The organism is Deltaproteobacteria bacterium, from assembly GCA_019309045.1.
Taxonomy (GTDB): domain Bacteria; phylum Desulfobacterota; class Syntrophobacteria; order BM002; family BM002; genus JAFDGZ01.
In genome coordinates this window covers 1-21302 of record JAFDGZ010000059.1, presented here as the reverse complement: position 1 = coordinate 21302, position 21302 = coordinate 1, and the positions used below count along the sequence as shown (strand labels likewise).

Below are 21302 nucleotides of genomic sequence, written 5' to 3'. Positions count from 1 at the left end.
CGGCGCAATCTCGGACCCGGAGACCTGCTCACCTTGCACTACGTTTTCGGAAAAGGGCTGACTCAGGCGCAGGAAAGCCTCCTCGCTGCCCGCAGTCTCATTTACATAAAACTCCTTGGCAAAGAAGAGCTGCTGCCCGGCGATTCCATCGCTCCTCATGCTGAAGAAGAAGTTGCAGTCAACCGTCTGGTGGACAGCTTGAAATATGAGGACTGTGAAAGGCTTTTCCCCAAGATTCGGCTGGCCTCAAGAGAAGAGGCGCTCGCTTTGCTGCAGCCGTACTCGCAATGAACAGCCAGCAGAACTGCCTCAAATGCTGCGGCGGTAGCCCACAAAGTCGTAGATGTCGCTCATGACGCTCTCATAGTCCTGTTTTATTCTCTGGTGCATCTTGGCATTCTCGATGGCAATGGCGCCGATTTCGGCCAGAACCTCGGCTGAATGAGTTTCACTTTCGGAAAACTCACGCGGCTGCTCCGTGTAGCAGCGCACCACGCCAATCACATTGCCTTTGATGGTGAGAGGAACGGACAGCAAACTGGTGATGCCCTCTACTTTGGCTTCCTGCTGATATTGGATGCGGGGGTCCTCCTGGGCGTTGATGATCGCCACTGTCTTGCCCTCTACACTCTCAGCGATGCTCTTGTCGGCGTTCACAGGTCCCTTGTTGATATAGTTCTCACTGAGGCCTCTGGAGGCAACCAGCTCCAGGGTCCGGCGTTTGCCGTGCAGCAGGCGGATGGCACAGGCTTTGAGGTTAAGGGTGCGAATCATGTTGTCTACCAGCAGATCGAGGACCTTCTGCAACTCGAGGGTGGAGTTGACTGCCTTGGCAACCTCTCTGAATGACAGCAGCCGCTCGTAATCCTGCTTGATGCCCTCGTACATCCTGGCATTTTCAATGGCCACGGCACCCATCTCTGCCAGGGCTTCGACAAACTGGATTTCATCTTCGGCAAACTCGCGCGGCCTCTCGGTGTATAGCCTCATTACGCCGATCACCCGCCCCTTTATGCGCAGAGGCACCGAGACGATGCTGCTGATGCCTTCCTGCTGCACTTGTTCTTTGTACGGTGCGCGTGGATCTTCTATGGCGTTGTAAATGCTGATGGTCTTGCCTTCCATGGCGTCTTTAATGCTCTGGTCCGCATCTACCGGCCCTTTGTTGCGATAATTCTCGCTGAGCCCATGGGAAGCCACCAGCTCCAGAGTCCTCTTCTTGGAATCCAGCAGGCGAATTGCACACGCCTTCAATTCCATGATGCGAGCCACCTCCTCGACCAGCAGATTGAGAACTTCCCGAAGATCGAGGGTGGAGTTCACCGCCTTGGCGACTTCTGCAAAGGACTGGAAGTAGAACCTTTCCCTAGATGTCATATCACACCTCCCTGTTCATAAAAGTTGGCCGACACAGCTTCCCTGAGGACCCCTGGCGCCCTGCGCCCTAGAGTTTTCCAATGAGACTTCTCAGTGAGATTGGCCGTGTCGACGGACAAGGCGGCACCATCTGTACATCCCTGCAATCGAGTCCGGATGCAAGGTAGGCCAGGTGGGCCATTCCCCACTTACATGTTTGGCCTGTCTTTCCCTTTGCGAAGGCAAGCCCAGCAGCACGGCTCCGCGGCAGCCCAGTGAGTGTGGAATAAATAGAGAACTGCCGCCAGATTATACTGCCTCCTTGAGACACTCTTCATGACGAGATATTTCGGCCAGGTCAACCTCGAGAGCCACATCGCGCTTGCCCACTTCCCACTCTTCCAGACCCAGGAGATGGAGAAAATGGCTGGCACGACGCTCCTGAGGGGGACGGTACTGATCAATACGCTGCAGTTCCGCATAGACCGTGGGGATAAAGCGCTTGCGCAGCAAGAAAAGATGGCCAACTGTCACCTGTCTCCGCTCCCTGACCACAGTTATATCCTGCCGACTCAGCAGGTGCAGCGCTTCCAGGGTCCGCAGGAGCTCCAGCTTGTTTACTCTCTCATTGCCGAGGAGGTAATGGAGAAACCACACAGGGAAAAAGCGCAGAGCGCTGGTGACCGGGTTGGATGCAGTGGTTCCCAGGCCGCAGCGAGCCCCGGCCTTGATCAAATCACTCTTGCTCCAGAGGGTATGAATGTGGGAGCTGTAAGCCTCCTTCTGCAGGACAGCGTCAAGAGTTTCTCCCAGGGAGACCAGGCCCTGCAGACAGCTGGGACATTGACCACAGGATTCCTCTGCCAGCCAGTCCGTGAAGTGTCTGGCCAATCTGACCACATCGTCATCCTCACCCAGGAAAACCAGGCCGCCAGAACCGAGCATTGCTCCTACTGAGAAAAAAGTGTCGAAGTCGAGAGGCGAGTCCAGCAGATACTCGCGGATGCCTGTGAGGGAGAGAATGGCGCCCGAGGGACCGCCAATCTGAACGCCGGCAAGTTTCTTGCCCTGCTTGATTCCCTGGCAAATTTCAATGACGTCTCTGAGGGTGCGGCCGAAACGAACTTCCACCAGGCCGGTTTGTTCGACGATGCCGGCAACAGAGAATATCTTGCTGCCGCCGCTGACGCCGTATCCCTGCTTCAGAAACCACTTGCCGCCCTTTTGCAAAATGAGAGGAATGTTGGCGAAGGTCTCCACATTGTTGAGCAGGGTGGGCTTCCCCCAGAGACCCCGCCTGGTGTTGGAAACCGCGGTAAACGTTGGTTCAGCTGGCTTGCCTTCAATGGCCCGCATGATGGCCCGTTTTTCCCCAGCCACAAAGGCCCCTGCTCCAAGCCTGATTTCAATATCGAAATGAACCCCCTCCACACCGAAAATGTTCTCTCCCAGGTAGCCGCGACGCCTGGCCTGAAAAAGAGCATTTTCCAGTCGGCGCACAGCATCCTCGTATTCCTTGCGCAGGTAGATCACCCCAAAGCGCGCTGCCACAGCGAGGGCAGCGATAATCATCCCCTCGAGGAGTTGATGGGGCCTCTCCTGCACCAGTGTACGATCCATGAAAGCTCCCGGGTCTCCCTCATCGCCGTTGGCCACAATGAGCTTGTAAGGTGCGGCCACCTCGTCGCCTTTTTCAAGAATTGGCTCGGCCTGGTAAAGGGCCTGCCACTTGCGCCCTGTGGGGAAGCCAGCACCGCCTCTGCCCCTGAGGCCAGCCTTGCTCACTTCAGCAATTATCTCTTCTGGAGACCAGCGACGGCCGTCTTCTACGCCGAGAATTCGCCGCACAGCCTGGTAGCCGCCATTCTTCTCGTAGATATCGATGTTTTCTGCGCCCTTTTCAGAAACGAATCCCAGCAAGAGTCGATCCTGTCGGGAGACAAAGTCGGCTGGCTCCCCGCTTATGGTATAGCTTGGGATGCCTTTTTCTTCTTCTGGCGGCTGCCGGCAAACCTTTCCCCCGAAGGTGATGCTGGCATACTTCTTTTCTCCTCGTCTGATTACCACGGTATTGCCGTTCACTTTGCCGAGGGACTGGCTGTCACCGTTGCGCCGCACTGTTACCTGACCCTCCACGACCTGAGCCCGAGGTTTTATGGTTTTGTTGAGCTCCGCGCTGAGAGCTGGATCACTATAGTTTATAATTTCGAGTATCTGGCCGGTCTCATCCACTACCAGACTGCCCACGTCCTGACTGCCGTCAATGGAGCGGTAGTCAAAAGATAGGCTACGCGACACCAGAGTACCGAGCTGCTGGCTGCGGCCGTTATTCCTGGCATATACTTCCCCACCTGCACTGAGACTGATCTCGCTGCCTATGATTTCAGCAGGAAAGTTGTAGACCTGGCTGATCTGCAGACTGGCTCCAGGAGAGACTGCCCAGCCAGGCGCCAACATCTTCTTGATCCTGTTGAGAAAGGCAAGACGGTTTTCATAGGACACCCCATGCAACAGGGTGGCAATGGTCTCAGGAATGTCTTCGGCGGTCATGTTTGCCAGAAAACTCTGCCCCACCTTGATGACAGGCGCCAGATGGCAGACACCAAAGCAGTCCATTTCGAGATACTGGATGCCCTGGTCGGAGACCTGGCCGCGCTCCACTTGCAGCTGTTCAGAGAGAGCCCGTGAAATGTGAGGTTGTCCCCGAAGAAAACAGGCGGTTCCCTTGCAGACATAGATAATAATATGCCCTTTTGGGTCTGCAGTGAATTCCTTGTAAGAAGCCAGCACTCTGATCACTGCAGCTGGGTCGAGTTCCAGCACCTTGACGATCTGAGAAAAGACCTCAGGGGTAACATAGCCGAAGGTATTGTGCACTTCGTGAAGGACCCTGGGGAGATAAGCCATCTTACCAAGGCCGGCGAGGACATGGTACATGCTCTTCTTTTCCTCCCGGTGGACAAAAGCCTGCACCACGTCCGGCCGCAGGAAGATTGCTTTCAGAAGCCGGGGAAGTTCATCTTCTCTATAGGAGACCTGGTGATGCGCATGCTCAGGCATGCGGTTGAAGAGATCGATTTCTTTCTGCAGGGCACTGAGCTGCATGTCCGCTGAGGCGTAAAAGACGGCAAGAATGCGCCGGTAGGCCTGCGTATCTTCAATGAGGTGCTGGATGAAGGCGCCGTGGCCCTCATCTGCGGGCTTGGCCTCAGGCAGCAAATAGAGGGAGGCCATTTCGTAATTTTTCAGATCCAGATAGCGTTCTTCCTGGTCAGCAGCACTGCGAGCCAGATCCTGGAGATAACTCCAGCTGCCAGCGGCATCTTTTCTTGCCAGCGAGGAGGGCAGTCGGCCAATGTGCTCAGCAGGAATCAGGAGGGCACGAGCCAGGGCCTTCAGCAGCAGCTGGAAACGGGCGGGCCCCAGGCGATTTCTGCCTCGACTGGACTCGAGCAAAAGGCTTTTCCTGGCTGTGGGCAGGTCGCCGAGGGAGCCTCTGGCTTCACTGATCAAGCCGGAAATGGCATTCTCGTACAGCAGTGGCTCATCCTGCAGCAGACCTTTGAGAGAGCTCAGTGCCAGGCCGCAGGCTGTATCTGGTGCGGCAACTTTTTCGAGGTGCTCGAGTACCATGTCCACCTGATCTCGCTCGCGCCAGTCGTCCCGCTGCAGAAACACCTCCAGCATCAAACGGCACGATCCTTCGGGGTCCACCCCCTTGCCTGCGAAAGCGGCCAAGAAACGGTTGAATCTGCTGCTCCCGGCAATTGTGCGCAGCCGATCAAGAAAGCAGCGAATAGCTGCCACCTCCAGGGCCAGTCCTGCCATTGCTGGGGGCAGTCGGCGGTCTCTTGCCCGAGGAAGCAGGGCAACTGTGTTGACATACTCTGCCAGGCACATGGTTTCCTGGCGAAAGATGTTGAGGGCTTCAAGGGAGAGGTTGACCCGCTGGTCGCTGTCCAGAAACGCAGCGAAAGGCAGGTTTGCCGCCAGGCGCACCCTGTTGATGGAGGTGTATGGTGCCAGAGCGCGCAGACATTGCAGCTGAGCTTGCAGCGCTTCCATGGTCCGGGCAAGCTTTGAGCGTCTGGAGGTGGGGAGCTCGTCCAGGAGCTCTGCGGGCTCTTGTGCCAGGTCGAACTCAACCACTTCTTCAGGATTCCTCGCAGGGGGTACCTCCATTGGCAGTAAATAGCCGATGATTCCTTCAACTGTCATGACGATTCTCCCATATGTTCGCCTTTTTTGGGGTTCTCATACTGGTGAAAAAGCTCTGTCACCTGGTGCAGACGATCGGCCAGGGCTCTTTCCAGTTCTTCCTTTGCTTCTTTTCTGGCGTTCTCTTCCAGTTTGACAAGATCGACGGCCAGAGCATTGCTCACTCGCAGGACAAGTTGCTGCTGCAAGTCGGCGGTGTCAGGATGGCCGCTCAGAGCCAGGTCCTTCATGGGCTCCAGGTAGTGGTCTCTGAGCAAGGTGAGATAATCGGACCAGCTGCAGGCGGCAGCCTCCTTCTGGAAGGTGCGCAGAAGATAGAAGATCGTCCGGCGATCGATTTTGCCGTATCGCCAGCCGTTGCCTATTTCTCGGCGTTTCTTGTCCAGCTGGGCCACAATCTGGGTGATGCGCTTCTGAAATGAGGTCACCCGCTCCTGTTCCAGAAGTTCAGAGAGCTGGTAGTACATTTTTTCCTTCACTTTGGCCAGTTCCACCCCGCGAAGGCTGCAGATGTCTGCCAGTTTTCTGTTTTGCCTGTCTTGCCCCACAGCAAGCATATTTGCCCGCTCTCTGTACAGCTGTCTCTCGGCTTCAGCCAGGACAGGACTTTCAGCGGCCAGGTTGTGGGCGATGGCAGTGGTAAAAATGCGAATCTTGTCGTCTTGATAATGGCTCCTGTTTGCCAGTTCGAGGCGGATGCGAGCCAGCAGGGCCTCGCTGTCGATGCCATCGAGAGTGTAGCCCCGGTTCCGCATGGCTGTCAGAATGGTTTCCGGCTCTGGCCGCTCTTGCGGGGCTGCCAGGATATGAAAGCGGATATGGATGATGAGCTCCTCCATGGCAGCGACGATTTGTTTTTTTTCGCCTCGAGGCACCCCATGGCGCAGATATTCGCCGAGCGAGCTCTTGTCCTTGAGAAAGGCCAGCCGCAGACCGATCTTCCCCTGGGGCAGCTCGGGTAGAGGCGCCAGGCCAGCCCGGTTTTCAGTAAAGCGAAGCCAGGCAGCTTCAATAATGTCAGAGGTTTCTCTGATGCCGCGCAGGAGAGCAGTAAGGCTGTCAAGGTTTCCTTCCATTTTGGCGAGCACAAAGAGGGAGCGCAGCAGCCGCTCTCTGTCCATGCTCATCTTGCGCCGGATCTCCTTGTCTATCCAGCGGGTGAGCAGTTCAAAGTCGTGCTCTCTACTTGAGCCGCTTTCTTGAAATTGTACAGCCACACTGAGACGTTGTCTGATGAGATCGTTGAGAGCTTCCTCGAGCAGATCCTTGTAAAGCTGCGGGTGGCCCTGCAAGCGGCGGTCCAGCTCCTTTCTCACCTCTGCGAGATTCTGGGCAGTTCTGCTGAAACGTTGGCGCAGCCAGCAGCGGAGCATGCCTGGCATCAACGGCAGTCTGTGCTGCCCTGAATCTGCAGAGTCCGATCTGGAAGCTGCGCCCTTGCCGGTAAACATATCAGTGAGGAGGTTTGCCTCCTGATGTTCTTGTCTGAGCCTCTGCCAGGCAGCAGAGAGCAAACCCCTGATGATGGCGGCTCGCAGGGTATCCATTTCAGCCCATGTCAGCCCTGCGGCCGCGGCTTGGAAGCGGCTGAGTTCAGCAATTTCCACCTGGGGATCAGCAGCGAGCGAACGGCGGACGTCTTCAGGGAGCTCCAGCCAGACAAAGCGCAGCTCAGGAGCAATCTGCACGTTCGCCAGGTTGAACTTTTCGAAGGCAGCAAGAACCGCCCTGGTTGGCGAGGCCTTGGCCCCATATCTGAGGGCTCTCGGCAGACTTCTCAGGTAGTCTACCAGGAGCAGTTCGAGCTGCTGGTGAGTGTGGATGGAGCGGTTCTGAAGAATGGCCGCCAGTTGCTGTCTATTTTTCTTGTTCTGCTGGTACTCCAGGCCGGCTAGGCCGTGGACGTAGCGCTGCAGGTAGCGGCGGCACTCCTGGGCCAGGGGCCGATCGCTTTCCACCTGTTGCAGGAGCTCCAGTAAAATATTTCCTGCCGCAGGAGTGTTCTCCTGGTGCCAGTAGGCATTCTTGATGACCTTGCTGAAATCGTCCCAGTCCTGGATTTGATAATTTGGATCACTCATTTGCAGCAGATCACCATTCCACCACTCGGCAAAGTCTTCCATGTAGAGCTCTAACCGGCGGTTGAGCACCAGAGAGCGGTCAGTCGAGGAAAGCTGATTCAAGAATAGTTTTTTGCTGTAAAAGAGCTGGCTCTTTACTGCGGGGTCATACTCTAGCTGTCTGGCGGCGCTCTGGCGCCAGCGCAGCTCCAGGAAAAGCCAGTCGCGCTCGCGGCGAAGGCTCTGCCAGGCTGCCTCTACGCGGGCCTGGCCCCGCTGTTCTAGAAAAGCTCTCTCCTCCGGTGACAACCGTTCAGCTGCCTCGCGGCCAAGGTAGTTGACCAGATGGCGGTAGAAGTTTTCAGGATCAGGGCGTTTGAACAGTGCAAGTTTAGCGGCATTCTGCTGGTAGTGTCTCTGGTGCGACTGGAGAGTTTTTATGCGGCTGACCACATTCTCAGTGATGAAGAAATCCTTGAGCAGGTGCTGTTCTTCTCTGCTCAGTTCGTGAGGTGAGCTGGGCAGAGCGTCGAGCTGCATTTCTCGCAGCCGCTGTTCAAGGAGGTGCCGATCTCCAGCCTCCAGTTGATGGCAGCCGCCAGCACCAACCCTTGCCTGCAAAAGTGCTTCGGCGAACTGGAAGCAGGTGCCAAAGCCGCAAGCACCGCAATTTGTTCTCGGCAGCAGTTGATAGAGCTGGGTCTGCAGCTGCAGCCATTCTTCAGGATCGCCGCGGTCTTCAGGGTGAACAATATTCAAGAGGAAGGCAGAAAGATGCTCCGACTCGAGAACGATGGGAGCAATGTCATAGCTGTCCAGGGCCTTGCTGAGCCTCGCCTGCAGGTCACTGCCTCCGTTGGCGCTGGATGAAGAGGTCTCCTGGATGAGCTGAGCCAGATGGTATTTGGCCAGAGCTGTGAGCTCCTGGCGGCTCAATACTATGGGGCGATAAGAGGGCAGCAGCCCCTGGAAGCCTTCGCCTCGTATGCGCTCTTTTGCTGCCTCCAGGGCGGCAGATTCCATCTGCGGTAAAGTGGGCACCTGAAAGGTTATGAGATCAGTCAGGGCAGCGGCGGGAGCCTGCAGCCTTGGCAGCTGCGCCTTGCCTCGCGCTCTTGCCACAGCCAGACGGTATATTACCGCGGCAAGACGGCGGCACGAGTCGGCAAACACGGCAGCCAGCTCCTGGCTGATTTCCCGGCGGCGTTGCTGAGGGAATTTTTGCAGGGCCCGCTCCAACACCTCCTGGCGGTCTATGGCATCGGCAAGCAAATGTTCGAGCTGGGCAACGGAAGTCGGCGCTGCTCCTATCAAGTCCAGACCAACCGTGGCAGCATACTCTTGCAGCGCTTTCCAGGGGTCTGCCGCAGCAATGGCTGCCACAACCTGGGGCTCCGGGCACTCTGTCAGCGGACCCTGCCAGGGCAGTCCTGCCAGCAGGGCCACTTTCATGAGGATGGCCGCATGGTGTGGGCTGGTTACCTGCTTTGTGGCCTGCATCTCTTGCAGTGGAGTGAGCAGGGAGCGGCCGCAGCGCTCGAGATAAGCATTAAAGGCGCTCCTTGATTTGAACTCGTATCCTTTGCGAGGCCTGATAAGTTTTCGCAGGCCAGCGGGCAGACTACTCCGCGTTCTGGTGAGCAGCTCCGCCAATTCCAGCTGCTTCAGGCCGGCAAAGCCCCTGTCGCCGAGAAAAGCTGCAGCCTCCCAGAAAAGGACAAAAGCCGCCGCTTGTTTCAGGACGTCACTTCGGGGCAGGGGGCGCTGCCTGCTCTGGAAGTAAGCTGAGGCTTGTCCACCGAGGAACCGCTGTTGTTTCTGGAGCAGGTCGATCAGCACTGTACGGCCCTGATTGAGATCCAGGTCCATATCCCCACTCAAAGACTGCAGAGGGGTGGCAATGTAGAATTGCTGCCGGCGAACTTTCCAGGAATCTTCCAGGGGCACAATGAGATTTGCCCGGTAGGTGTCTCTGAAATCACGATGCTCAATAGGAAATCCCTGCTGCTGCAGGATGTCGAGCACAAGGGATGCCGGGGGTATCCGTCTTTCTGTGAAGACGAAATCGAAGAGCAGCAGCATGAGATCTTCCAGGGTAAAGATCTCCCGCTTCAGTCGCAACAGCTGCAGCCGTGCCCTCTGGTCAGCAGGAATGGTTTCGGCTTTACAGTATTGATGGCATTCGAGCACGGCACGCAGAGCAAGGCTCAAACTGGTCTGTGAAAAAAGATTGGTGTTCAGGCGGCCAGCAAGCTCTCTTTCCAGTTCCGTACTCAGATCAGTCAGATCGCTCTCTGCTGGCCACCGTTCCAGGGCAGCCTCGGTGTAGATAATGAATTCCCGGTAACTGCGCAGCACGCCGCCAAATTCGAGGCGGCGCTTCACATGCTCGAGAGTCTCCTCGTGCTGCTGCAGGTCGATGACTTTTTCTCGGTGGCAGCGCTCCACTTCTAGGAAAAGCGCCGTCCAGAAGTGGATTTCCACAGGCTGTCGCTGGACGAATACCACCTGTGCTGTCAGTTCATCAATGAAAAGGGTATCGCGGCCGTCGGTTCGAGTGAGCAGCGAGCGCAGCTCAAAAAGGAGCGGCTCCTCTAGAGAAAAACCATTGCCGTGCAGGAGCTGCCAGTCGCTCTCCTCCAGGGAATTCAAATGTCTGGAGAGCAGTTCGGTTATGTCGGCAACAGGGGGTTCCCAGACAAACAAGCCATTGCAAATTTGATTGAGCCTTTCCCTGGTGCGTCTGCGAGCCTGTCTCCTGGCCTGCTGCCGTTCTCTGGCCAACATCTCCAGTCCAGGGATTGTGACTCTGGGGCTGGCAGCGGCTCGCTTGCTGTGATCAACAAGCCTGGAATGAAGATTCTTCCGGCGCTGTTCCTGATCTTCCTGAGTTGCCATCAAGTGGTCAACCGTGTCAAAAAGTGAGGCGTGATCCACTGCGCCACCTTGCTGTCTACCATTTTTCACTGTAGCCATGAGAAGATCCTTTTAATCATTCTTCACTTGCTGTTCTGCTGTCACGAAGTGCAGCAACTGCCCAGTGGAAGTGGGCGGTTGTCTGCGGAACCTGTTGTCCCCCGCTGCAGTTCGGGTCCAGTCAAGTGTCCCCGGCACTTGCACACTGCTGACGACCGTTTGCAGACTGTCTCCTTTCCAATGTCAGTCTACAGGGACTCAGGCTGCTGCTGTGCTGCGCCTGAGTCCCTGGGCCAACATTTCCCTCGCCTTTTCTCTGAGTTCCGGCTCTGCCACCGCTGTAAAATAGTCCAGGTAGAAAGCCGGTCTCTTCGGCTGTCCAGGCAGCACCCTTTGCTGCAGGTAAGCTCTCACCGCCTGCAGCCCCACCTGAATGAGCGAGTCCGCAGGCAATTCAGCGGCGGCTTTTGCCTGGGCTTCTATCATGGCACCCTGAAGCACTAGCTCTATGGCATTGGCGCCTTCGCCCTCAAAGATTTTTTCAATTTCAGGGGCCAGATTCTGCATGAGAATCTCTCTGTGCATGGTGCGGTAGATAAAGGGTTCGTACAGACGGTGGTAAGCAGCAACCAGCTGACTGTTGCCACTTTTGGCACAGTCATGGAGCTGAGAACGTGAGTCATTGATGAGAAGATTGCTGAGTGCTCTGATGAAGTCCTCTGGATTGTAGCAGAGGCCTCGAGCTGCATCTTCGTGGACCAACTGGGACATGATGCTCCGTATCAGTTCCATTTCCCCGACCGATGGGCTGAGCTGCGGCTGCTGGTCAGCAGCGCCTGCGTCTTCAGCTGTCGTCTCGAGAGCTGCAGGGCTGAGGGTGTCGCTGCTCGCTTGCTCGTCTGTTGGCTGGACCGGCGTCGCCGCAAGAGCTGCCTCCTCAGGGACTGCGGCAAGGAGGTTGGGCGGCAGATCCAGGCGAGCAAGCTTGCCGCTGTAAGAGTGAAGGAGCTTCGCGGTTATGGTGCCGCTGGCAGCAGCCTGTTGCTCGAAAAGACGTCTGAAAGTGCCGGCAGCCAGTTGCCAGTCTTCAACCTCACTGCTGTAGTGTAGAAGAATGAGAGCACGCCGCGGATCGGCCGTCCCCGCCTGCAGATATTTCCTGGCAGCGAGAATTTCCAGGCGGCAGATGGTGCTCTTGAGCAGTTCTGTTTCTCCCAGGGCCTCCTTCGCTCCCACAAAGCCGACCGCGCCATAGTTGGCCAGCAATTTGCTATACTGCTTCTGGCCGAGCAGTTGCACCAGGATTCGTCTGCGGCTTTGCAGTTCGCTGGAGACTTTGCTTGCGCGGCGCAGATGCGGCGGCACTCTGGTGTGGCGCTCGATGGTGCGCTGCTGCAGCGCTGCAAGTTCCTCCAGCATGGTCTGCAGGTGCGCATCCTGGTGGAGCAGGGTTTTCAGCATTTTCTTCTCACCCGACTGTGGTCTGTGCAGGATGAGGTGGGCAAAGGTCAAGATGTCCTTCATTTCGGCCACCGTTATTTCCCTGCCGCCCAGACCTCCCACCAGGAGTTGCACAATGGGCCTGGCACCCCGGTCCCTGCGGACCAGCAGGTTGAGCACCCGGGAGGCGAGCGGCGGCTCCGAGCCAAAGCTATTTGAACGATCGAGGACGATTATCCGCTCCACCTGCCGCAGGGCCTGCGCCAGCTTTTCTGTGGGGAAGGGGTTGAACCAGCGCACCGACAGACACCCCAGGCCTCGCCAGCCAGCTGCCTCCAGCTCGCGGACCGCCTCGACCGCATTGGGATAGAGGGAACCCTGCAGAACCAGGACAGTCCTCATTTCTTTTTCACTGCCGGCAACGGCCGTCTCCAGCTCATCGAAGGTGTAGCCTGTAAGCTTCTTTACAGCCTGCACCGCGTAAGGCATCACTTCCATGGCAGCCCTGTGAGCTCGCTCCACTTCAGACTGGGTTTCCTGGTAGAATTCGGCAGTGGCGCTGGGCCCGTGCACTAGGATGTCCCCCTGACGATTCAGGAGTTTGTGCTCCAGGAAGTCGAAGTCTTGCAACACCTCAGCAAGCCAGCTGCGCACTGCCTGGTCAGGAGGCACTCGAATGAGGCCGATCTTGTGAGTGTCGGTGATGCCTCCTATGGAGAGAATGACTGGCAGCTTGGCAAAGTGAGTCATCAAACGTGCCAGGTATAGGGCTGGCACGTATTCCTGTACGCTCTTGGGGGCGAGCATGATGCCGCCGTCGTCCCGGAAGCTCATAAAATCTGTATGACTTTCTTCGATATTCAGAGCAGGGGCAGCCAGGGCCCGCTTGGTAATGAGAAAGATTCCTTCGAGTCTGGCGCCTACAAACTGTGGAATAATCTCGGTGAACAACCTCCAGCCCTGGGAGGCGGTAAAGGTCACAGGCAGCATGCCTCCGGTTCTGGCAATGCCAATGAGTTTTTCGGCGGCAACTTTTTCAGAGGGGTTCATCTCATCAACATAGATGTAGGGATGGCCGTTGGCAAAAGCCTCGGCCATGGCGTAGAAGGGATTGCCGGCCGGGGTGATGGGGAAGCCCACATAGCAAAGCGGGTGTTCAGCTGTGGCCAGCTGGCTCAGCACCATGCCGGCCACAGTGCCGCCCATGGCCATCAGGTGTGTGCCCGGATCAGCAGACGGCAGGGGTTTCTCTTCAACCGAGAGGGGTCGGGGCGCGGCCGCCGGGAATCCCTGAGATTTCTTGATGGCAATCCGAATGGCCTTCAGGTAGTGCTCGAGCAGAGTCTTGTTCTTGAGCACTGCTCCGGGAAATCCCGAAAGCAGCGGCTGCAGGTCTGTGTCAAGATCTAAAGGCAGCCCCAGGTGCTGCAGGGCCTTCAACATGGGACCAACAGCCACCAGGTTGGCCACAGCTCGCTCTGAGCCGGTCACTTCCTGAATGATGCCCTCCATGTCCACACTGATCAGGTTGGCCCGGGCCATGGCCAGGCACTTGCGCACCTGTCTCTGTTGTTCAGACGGCAGACTGTGGTAGCTCATCTGATACAGGGTTTGACTCGTCCACTCTGCCAACTCCGCCCGCGGGGCGGGACTTTCAGCAATCTGGGCTACCAGCTGCTGCAAGTCTGCATCATAGCTGTGCAGTAATTCTTCTCTGATGTCTTGTGGGGCCTTGCGGCTGTTGATTATGAGGTAGCCCTCCGGGTCGAGATTGTCGAAGAAGAGCTCCGGATTGGACTTGAGATCGCCATAATTGGTTACTGTCAGGATGAAATAAGGAAAGCTGTACATGGCGTCCTTGCGTTCAATGGGTTCGGCACTGACGAATGTGGCGGAGAGCACCGGAGTGCCTCGCTTGGAGGAGCCAAACTGCCAGGCCATGCCTGCCCAGGCGCCCTTGGCGGTAAACAGGTTGGAGAAGATGCGGTTTATGGCGATGCCCCGCTCTCCTGCCAGACTGGCAACGGCAATGGCAAAAGGGCCAAGTTCTCGAATAACGCCGCGAAGTTTTGCCCGCTCCAGGGAATCTCCAGCCGATGAGGTGGCCTGAATGAGGCCGCCTTTTTCCAGAAAACTGTGGCGCAGTCTCGCTGCTTGTGCTGCTTGTAGAATTTCAGCCTGTTTTGCCAGGGCCCTGTCTTCAAGGAGTCGGTCCAGTACACGGTAGAGGCCGTTGTTCGCTGGCGCACTCGCCGCTGCCTCGGCTGTGGCTGCCGCCGCATCACCAGTTTGCTGGAGTGCAGCTTCTATGCGGGCCAGGCTTTCCTGACCGCATTCTTGCAGATCCTCCGCTAGAGTGGCGATTTTTTCCAGCACCTGTTTTTCTTCCGGGGGCAGTTCCTCCTGGGTGTGGAGCAGCGGTTCAATACGCTGCAGGTGCTCGTGGAGCTCCTGGAGGAGACGGCTCTGTTTTGGTGCAGCAGCTGCCCTGGCATCCTGGTATTGCCTTAGCGCCTCCCCATTGAGAATAAACTCTGTCATTTCATGTTTGAGGCTTGCTCTGTATTCAGGCTTCAATTCTCCAGTCGCATCAAAGAGAAAACGATAGGGAAAAAGATCGAGGTCATGCTGGTTTCGCTGCCACTGCTGCTGCAGGTGCTGAAAGAAGGTTTCCACCTGGTCTTCGGCCTGGCGCACCAGTCTGCTTTCCAGATCGATCTCCAGATTGAGCTGGTCTCGATAGCGCTCCAGCAGGGCTACCACCAGAGAAACCGCGGCGTTTCGCGGCTGCAGCTCTCCACTGTGAGGATCGCGGTGGAACAGGGCAGAGTAGCGGCGGTCGTGCTGCAGCCAGGAGAGTATGGGCCGCGGCTTGTTCCGCCACTGCATCCAGGGTTTGAAGCGGTCTTCCGGGTTGATGGGTGCTGTTCTCTTGCGCAGCCTTCCCACGAATAGCACCTGGGGCAGCATGCCAGCATGAGCCATGATCATGGCGAGGCGATCGGGGTCTTCACCAAAAAACTTGCCTGTTTCAGGGCAGGGTGTGACGTCCCAGCGAATGGCCGAGCGCCCCATGAGGTCAGCCTGGTGCCAGAACTTCTGCATGTCAGTCTTGTCGGCTGAATGGCCTGTTCCCACAAGAATCCCGGGGAACTCAGCGGCCAGGTTGATGAGATTCCATTGGATGCGCTGGTTGCCCAGGAGAAACTGGCCAATTGGAGTTGTGAGTGTACCCATGCCCAGCATTGAAGAGGCTGAGGACTCCCCGCCCGTATTGGAATACACCTGGGTGTCAGTAATGTTGATAAAGTGCAGCACATTGGCATGCCGCTGAGGTACCAGAAAAGCTTTCTGGCGCAGGGCATTGAGCCAGGCAGGCAGGCCGATGACCGAGCCGCCGTCGCCGCTCTGACTCACCACATAGCGACGCTGTTTGGGCAAATGTCCACTTTTCACCCCGAATTCTTCTGCCATAGCCACTGCCTCGCCAAAGGCAAAGCCGCCGCCAAATACGGTTCGTCCACCTCTGACCTTCTGGGCAACTTCCTTGACCTTGTTCAGGGTTTCGCTCATACAGCCGGTTTCACAGGTAAAGGTCACCTCTGGCACCTCTCCTCTGGCCAGAGAGAAAAGGATCGCCATGTAGAGAGGTACGGCCAGCACCTGCAGTTCAGCACAGGTGGGACAGGCCGAGTGTCCTGAAGCCATGGCCATGGAACGATAACGGGCGTGAATGTGGGCTGAGCTTCCTTCGATGTCCTGGAGATAAGAACGAGCAAGCCGGGCCTCTGCTTCCAGGGCTTCGGGATGGCGACTGAAAATGTCCAGGAGCTCCTGCCGCAGCTCGTCGAGCAAGGGATCGTTTGCCAGGGTGAAGGCCTGGAAAATCTGCGGCGCCATGATCCTTGCTGTGGAGCCGTCTCTTTCGAGCATCTTTGTGTGCACCTTCTTGCTGATCCTTTCGAGGAAAGGGGTCAGCACCACATCCACCTCATTGGCACTGACCAGATCCTCCAGGGAATCTTCTTCATGAACGTGATCGTTTGCCTGGAGCTGCTGCAGGGCAATGTTGCCGGCCACTACGGCGGCTCTGCGGGCGGGGTCTACAACTCCCCATACTCGGGCGCCGCTTTTGAGTGCAGCCAGGGCCATTTCGGCCTCCATGGCACCGGTTTCTGTGGTTAGAAAGACAACGGCACGAGCATGGAGCCGAAGTATTGTCCTGGAAGAAGACGACCCATTGGCGCTGAACGAGGTGATCAGAAGAGGTCTGGGAAAGAGGGAGGTTTCACTCGCCTGGCAGGAGTATTGCTGCAGCCGCACTGCAGCTTTTCCAGGGGGCTGCCAGATGATATCCGCCGCCTTTTCCATCTGAACGAGTGGATTGGCACTGGGATCGTCGCTGCTTTTTGCCAACCAGTCCACTAGAGCCGCACTCTGCAGGCCGCTGATTATAAGCGGCTCACCGCCCTGTACTCCTGACACCTCGCTGGCATTGGCAAGCGCTGCCTCCTCTTTGAGCACAGGGGTGAGCAGGGGACATCTTTGCTGACAGAGACCGCAATTGGTGCAGTGGGCCTCAGCAGGACCGAGCAGCACCGTACCTTTGGTACTTGGCACAGCTTTCATCTCTGCGCAGGAGGTCACACAGATCAGGCAATCATTGCAGAGCTCTCTTGTCACCTTCACCCGATAGGCGATGTGCTTGCGAAGACGTTCTGTGCTGTGTCTCTGGACAATGTTGGGAGAGCCGAGTTCAAGAAAATCCGCATCAGCATCGTAGCGGCTGATGGAAAATTCTGCAGCTGCCAGGACGTAACCATAGAGAAGAAGGAAGGCATGCATGGGCTCAGAGGAGAGTCCCTTCTCATTGAATTCCAGAACAAAACTCTTGCCGCTGGGGCTCTTGAACACGGTGAAAAGAGGCAGCCTGACTCCATGGTCCTCATCTGCCGGATTTTCCTGAACTATGAGAGCAAAGCGGCCCCTGGTTTTTTCTCTTTCCAGGAGGTTGAAAAGTTCCGCATCGAGTTTGGCCGTTCGTTCTGCCCGATTGTCCCAGACATATCCGTAGGCAGCGCCAAGCAGATACTCGCTGAAGCCAAGCCCCAGTACTCTTTTCCTGCCGATACGGTAGCGGCCATGATCTGTGGTCAAATGACTGATTCCCGGGTTTACCTCGGACAACTGCCAGGCCGGCGCGTCTCGAGAACCTCTCTGGGCGGTCAACAGGGTATCCAGCATCCTTTTACGAAAACCGTACTGAGTTATTTCCATAACAGCTACTCCATGGTGGGAAAAAGTAATCCCTTCATGCTCCGGGGTCCGGTAGCACCTTGCTAGAGGGAAGTGTGCTTCCGGAAGCGACTGTTGCCAGGTTTATCTGGGGGATACGGGGTCAGAAAGGTGTAACCGGAGCAACGAAACAGGAGAGATGGCCGTGCTCAATGCACGGCCTTGGGTACGCTGACGCGCTGTTGCTCCGAAAGGTACAGCATAAGGTTTCAATCTCGCTGAAGTTGGTTCACCTGCGCCTTTGTAAGGCGCCACAAACTGACCACAATAGCATTATTTCTCGTTTAGCAAGTGCGCCAGGCCTGTGTCAATAAAATAAGTTTCACAAAGTAAGGGTAGCACGGATATTTTACGGGTTGGGGGCTCATTGTGTTTATTGGGTTTGTTGAGTTCCTTGGCTTTTGTGGGAGCGGCATCCTGCCGCGGAAAGGTTCGTCAAAGGGCCGCGGCTACGATGCCCGTTTCGTCAACCGGCTGCGTGTATCGGGTTATTTCCGTTGCCGTGACCGAAGGCGCTTGCACAACGGTTACTGAAATACGGCATTTCGCTATAACTGGAGAAGATGTTTCTTCTAAACCCGCTGCAGGTGATTTTATCATTGAAATTGCTGTTCGTTCGTCATAATTTATTAACCGGTTTACAGGTAGTTTCTTTTTTCCTAGGCTTTTCATTTTTCATCGCTCACAAGGCAGCTTTTCAAACACCATAACCTATAACAGACTTCTCGTTCTGCCTCTTGCTAAATGAAATCGATGCCAGACCTTTACCGACAAGGATATTGCTGGATTTCCCTGGAAATGGTCTCGGCCGTGGGAAAGCTACCCTGGAACAATATATGGTCTTTGCATCAGATCTGTCATTTCCTTGTCTTTGCAAACGAACGGCAGTGCCGCCATTGTTCATGATTTTTCAAAGAGTTCCGGTGATGGTGAACATCCAACCGGTTCACTGATTTTGAGCGGCTCTACACTGTACGGCATGACCTGCTATGGTGGTAATAACTATGGTGGTATTGTTTTTCGGATCGAAACCGACGGCAGCGACTATTTCATTATGCATGATTTTTCAGGGGGTTTGAATGATGGCAAATATCCGAACGGTTCACTGATTTTGAGCGGCTCTACACTGTATGGTATGACCTACTATGGTGGTGACAGTGACATGGGGGTTGTTTTTCGTATCAAGACAGACGGCAGCGGCTTTTCCCTTTTGCATGAATTCACAGGGGGTTTGAATGATGGCAAATATCCGAACGGTTCACTGATTTTGAGCGGCTCCACACTGTATGGTATGACCTACTATGGTGGTGACAGTGACATGGGGGTCGTTTTTCGTATCAAGACAGACGGCAGCGACTATTTCATTATGCATGAATTCACAGGGGGCGGCAATGATGGGAGCCATCCAGCTGGTTCACTGATTTTGAGCGGCTTCACACTGTACGGTATGACCTACTATGGTGGTGACAGTGACATGGGGGTTGTTTTTCGTATCAAGACAGACGGCAGCGGCTTTTCCCTTTTGCATGAATTCACAGGGGGCGGCAATGATGGGAGCCATCCAGCTGGTTCATTGATAGTAAGCGGCCCTACTCTGTATGGCATGACCTCTGAAGGTGGTGCGAGTGACTATGGGGTTGTTTTTCGAATCGAGACAGACGGCAGCGGCTTTTCCCTGCTGCACGAATTTTCAGGAGGTAGCAATGATGGGAGCCTCCCGCCTGGTTCATTGATTTTGAATGGCTCTACTCTGTACGGCATGACCAATACTGGTGGTGACAATGACATGGGGGTTGTTTTTCGGATCAAGACAGATGGCAGCGGCTTTTCCCTGCTGCACGAATTTTCAGGAGGTGACAATGATGGAGCCTATCCGAATGATTCATTGATTATAAGCGGCTCCACCCTGTATGGCATGACTTACTATGGCGGCAGTTGGAATAACTTTGGTGTTCTTTTTTCTCTGCCGCTTTCAACAATGAATCCCGGCGGACTGTTCCTTCTCTTGCTGTCCAAATAAGCATCGTCGATCGGACCGAATTATCGCTTTGAACTCCAGGGATTGTCGTTCTAGAGGCAGCTACTGCCAGTTCCAATGTTGTCAACCAAGTGCTCAAACTCATGAAATATGCATTTCACTTGCCGCGAAAAGGTTCGTCAAAGGGCCGCAGTTACAATGCCCGTTTCCCCAGTCGGCTGCGTATATCGGTTTATTACCATTGCCGTGACCGAATGCCGAAACGGGCTTCGTAACCCTGGCCCTATCCTTGATTTTAAATTTTGACCTGACAACCAATAATCGATAACCGTACCCCCTTGAACTTCTTGAACTTTTTTAACTCTTTTAACTTTTGACTCTACATCGGCAACGAAGTCCAAAGCCCGCGCCTACCGACATATTGCCTAGACCTCTCCCGATAACTGATAACGGTTGATGGCAAAATGAAAGTGCACCTGATAACCAGTATCGTCAACCAGGCGGATGAGGGAGTTGGGGGTACGGCAACGAGTTGGTAGCCGCAGGCTTTAGCCTGCGTTGTCCTGTGTTGATAGCTATTTCGGCAAACAATTGCGCCATGGCGCCAATGTAATACTGGCCGCTAGCCTTAGCCGCCAGCAATTGGCTAGTAAAAGGGGTGAACTTTTATTTTGCCACCAACCGATAATGGTTAAATGCAAGATAAAAGTTCACCCCCCTTTCGCAGTTTTTGTTTAGTAAGTAGAATATCCTACACCAACGTAGGGGTATATCTTCAGATAACCCTCCTTCTCATATATGCCTGTTTTACGAACATAGGCACTAATACTATTATCTAAGACGTACTCTTTTCCATCTTTATCTATAAATTCGCAGGCAACGTGATTAGGGCCACGGGCAACACGAGATTGTCCATGGATCACCCTTATGGCACGTGCTTGATAACCCCCTTTTCTTAGACAATATACACTGAAAGACGTGTACAACCAGCAATCGCCCCTTTTATATTTAAATATGTATCTGGGGTTCTTACCAGCGCCAGAAACTCTTTTATAGGTGAAATTTCTGCCTTCATAATAATCCACCAATTCTGGGCTATTTAATCGTTCCGTAACATCACGGAAATGATCCCACCGACCCTTTCCGTCATATTCAAAGCCGGGTTTGTACCATGCCTCATTCAATAAGCCGAAAAGAGTGTATTTTGAAATATCAATTTCTTCTAGCCTATCATCGAGAGCAAGCCAGTACATCGCTTGAAGAGGTGTACAAAATTTTCGTACTTCAGGCTTCCCCGCTTCATACATTTGTTCAAAGGCTGAATCAAAAGCCTTTTGATTCTTTCGGTAGAATACACAAATCCTTTCTAGTGCCTTCGCATCTTCATCAGAGATCCCGTCTTGGATTTCGGGGATTTTGCCCAATTCCAGTGCTAATAATGCATTGTCAGTAGATAATTCACTAAAGCCTGATGGATAGGGGCTGGATAGGGGGTATTTGGTTTGATTGAAGCACATCCAGTTAAATGCGCTATACATACTCCCATGATAAGCGGCCATAAACAGAGTCTTGAACTGGTACTCATCATCACATCCCTGACCTCTTTCTAGATGGAACTCATCTTATTACTAAAATTAAAATATCCTACAAGATACATCAACATTGCCAACGCTCTGATTATTCTGACCCGTTCACCCCGCAAAATCTCTGGATCCAACATGTAAACTCAACTGGATGATTGCGAAACTTTATATAGCACCCCACCATCCCCACTATCAGCCATAAAAGTCCGACAACTACATGTGATGTGAGCCCAAAACCGACTCGAGTCTTGATGGAAGAATGGGATTCCCACTTGTAACGCAGTTCGGCTGCATTCAGATCACGGCATTAATTATCAAGCAGCAGCAAAGGTATCCAGGGTATTGCTCGTACTGACTCGCCAACATACACATTATCAAATTCCACTGCCATGTATCCACTAGAGCCATTTCCATAAACCCTTGAGAAGAGCGCCCCGGATCTGTCAGATGGCTGAT

General features: G+C 54.8%; 7 protein-coding genes. 2 read left to right on the top strand and 5 right to left on the bottom strand.

The features are described 5' to 3' along the window. On the top strand, nucleotides 1–291 hold a 291-nt coding region (locus JRI89_12530; protein MBW2072063.1), incomplete at its 5' end, for a hypothetical protein. Nucleotides 292–309: 18 nt separating this feature from the next. Here JRI89_12530 and JRI89_12525 read toward each other — a convergent pair. From JRI89_12525 to JRI89_12510, 4 genes are all read right to left on the bottom strand, one after another. Then, nucleotides 310–1377 (bottom strand): GAF domain-containing protein, encoded by a 1068-nt coding sequence (locus tag JRI89_12525; protein ID MBW2072062.1) that lies wholly within the window; start codon nucleotides 1375–1377, stop codon nucleotides 310–312. A 288-nt stretch (nucleotides 1378–1665) separates the two neighbouring features. Continuing rightward, the gene (locus JRI89_12520) at nucleotides 1666–5574 is read right to left on the bottom strand and encodes an NAD(P)H-dependent oxidoreductase subunit E (protein MBW2072061.1); all 3909 of its coding nucleotides are present in this window, start codon (nucleotides 5572–5574) and stop codon (nucleotides 1666–1668) included. Then, nucleotides 5571–8657: a hypothetical protein gene (locus JRI89_12515; GenBank protein ID MBW2072060.1), complete on the bottom strand. Its 3087-nt coding sequence runs from the start codon at nucleotides 8655–8657 to the stop codon at nucleotides 5571–5573. The genes JRI89_12520 and JRI89_12515 overlap by 4 nt, the downstream gene beginning before the upstream one ends. 2151 nt (nucleotides 8658–10808) lie before the next feature. Then, complete coding sequence (locus JRI89_12510) at nucleotides 10809–17267, bottom strand: 2-oxoacid:acceptor oxidoreductase family protein (protein MBW2072059.1); 6459 nt, start codon at nucleotides 17265–17267, stop codon at nucleotides 10809–10811. Nucleotides 17268–18150: 883 nt separating this feature from the next. On the opposite strand from JRI89_12510, the gene JRI89_12505 reads away from it, so the two are divergent. Next, complete coding sequence (locus tag JRI89_12505; GenBank protein ID MBW2072058.1) at nucleotides 18151–19305, top strand: hypothetical protein; 1155 nt, start codon at nucleotides 18151–18153, stop codon at nucleotides 19303–19305. Between the two features lie 692 nt (nucleotides 19306–19997). On the opposite strand, the gene JRI89_12500 is transcribed toward JRI89_12505, so the two are convergent. Further along, nucleotides 19998–20822: a hypothetical protein gene (locus JRI89_12500; GenBank protein ID MBW2072057.1), complete on the bottom strand. Its 825-nt coding sequence runs from the start codon at nucleotides 20820–20822 to the stop codon at nucleotides 19998–20000. Nucleotides 20823–21302: the final 480 nt, after the last annotated feature.

What these genes read in the sequence shown, in the direction of transcription:
- JRI89_12525 (MBW2072062.1), bottom strand. Translation starts at nt 1,377, where the DNA reads ATGACATCTAGGGAAAGGTTCTACTTCCAGTCCTTTGCAGAAGTCGCC.
- JRI89_12520 (MBW2072061.1), bottom strand. Translation starts at nt 5,574, where the DNA reads ATGACAGTTGAAGGAATCATCGGCTATTTACTGCCAATGGAGGTACCC.
- JRI89_12515 (MBW2072060.1), bottom strand. Translation starts at nt 8,657, where the DNA reads ATGGAATCTGCCGCCCTGGAGGCAGCAAAAGAGCGCATACGAGGCGAA.
- JRI89_12510 (MBW2072059.1), bottom strand. Translation starts at nt 17,267, where the DNA reads ATGGAAATAACTCAGTACGGTTTTCGTAAAAGGATGCTGGATACCCTG.
- JRI89_12500 (MBW2072057.1), bottom strand. Translation starts at nt 20,822, where the DNA reads ATGGCCGCTTATCATGGGAGTATGTATAGCGCATTTAACTGGATGTGC.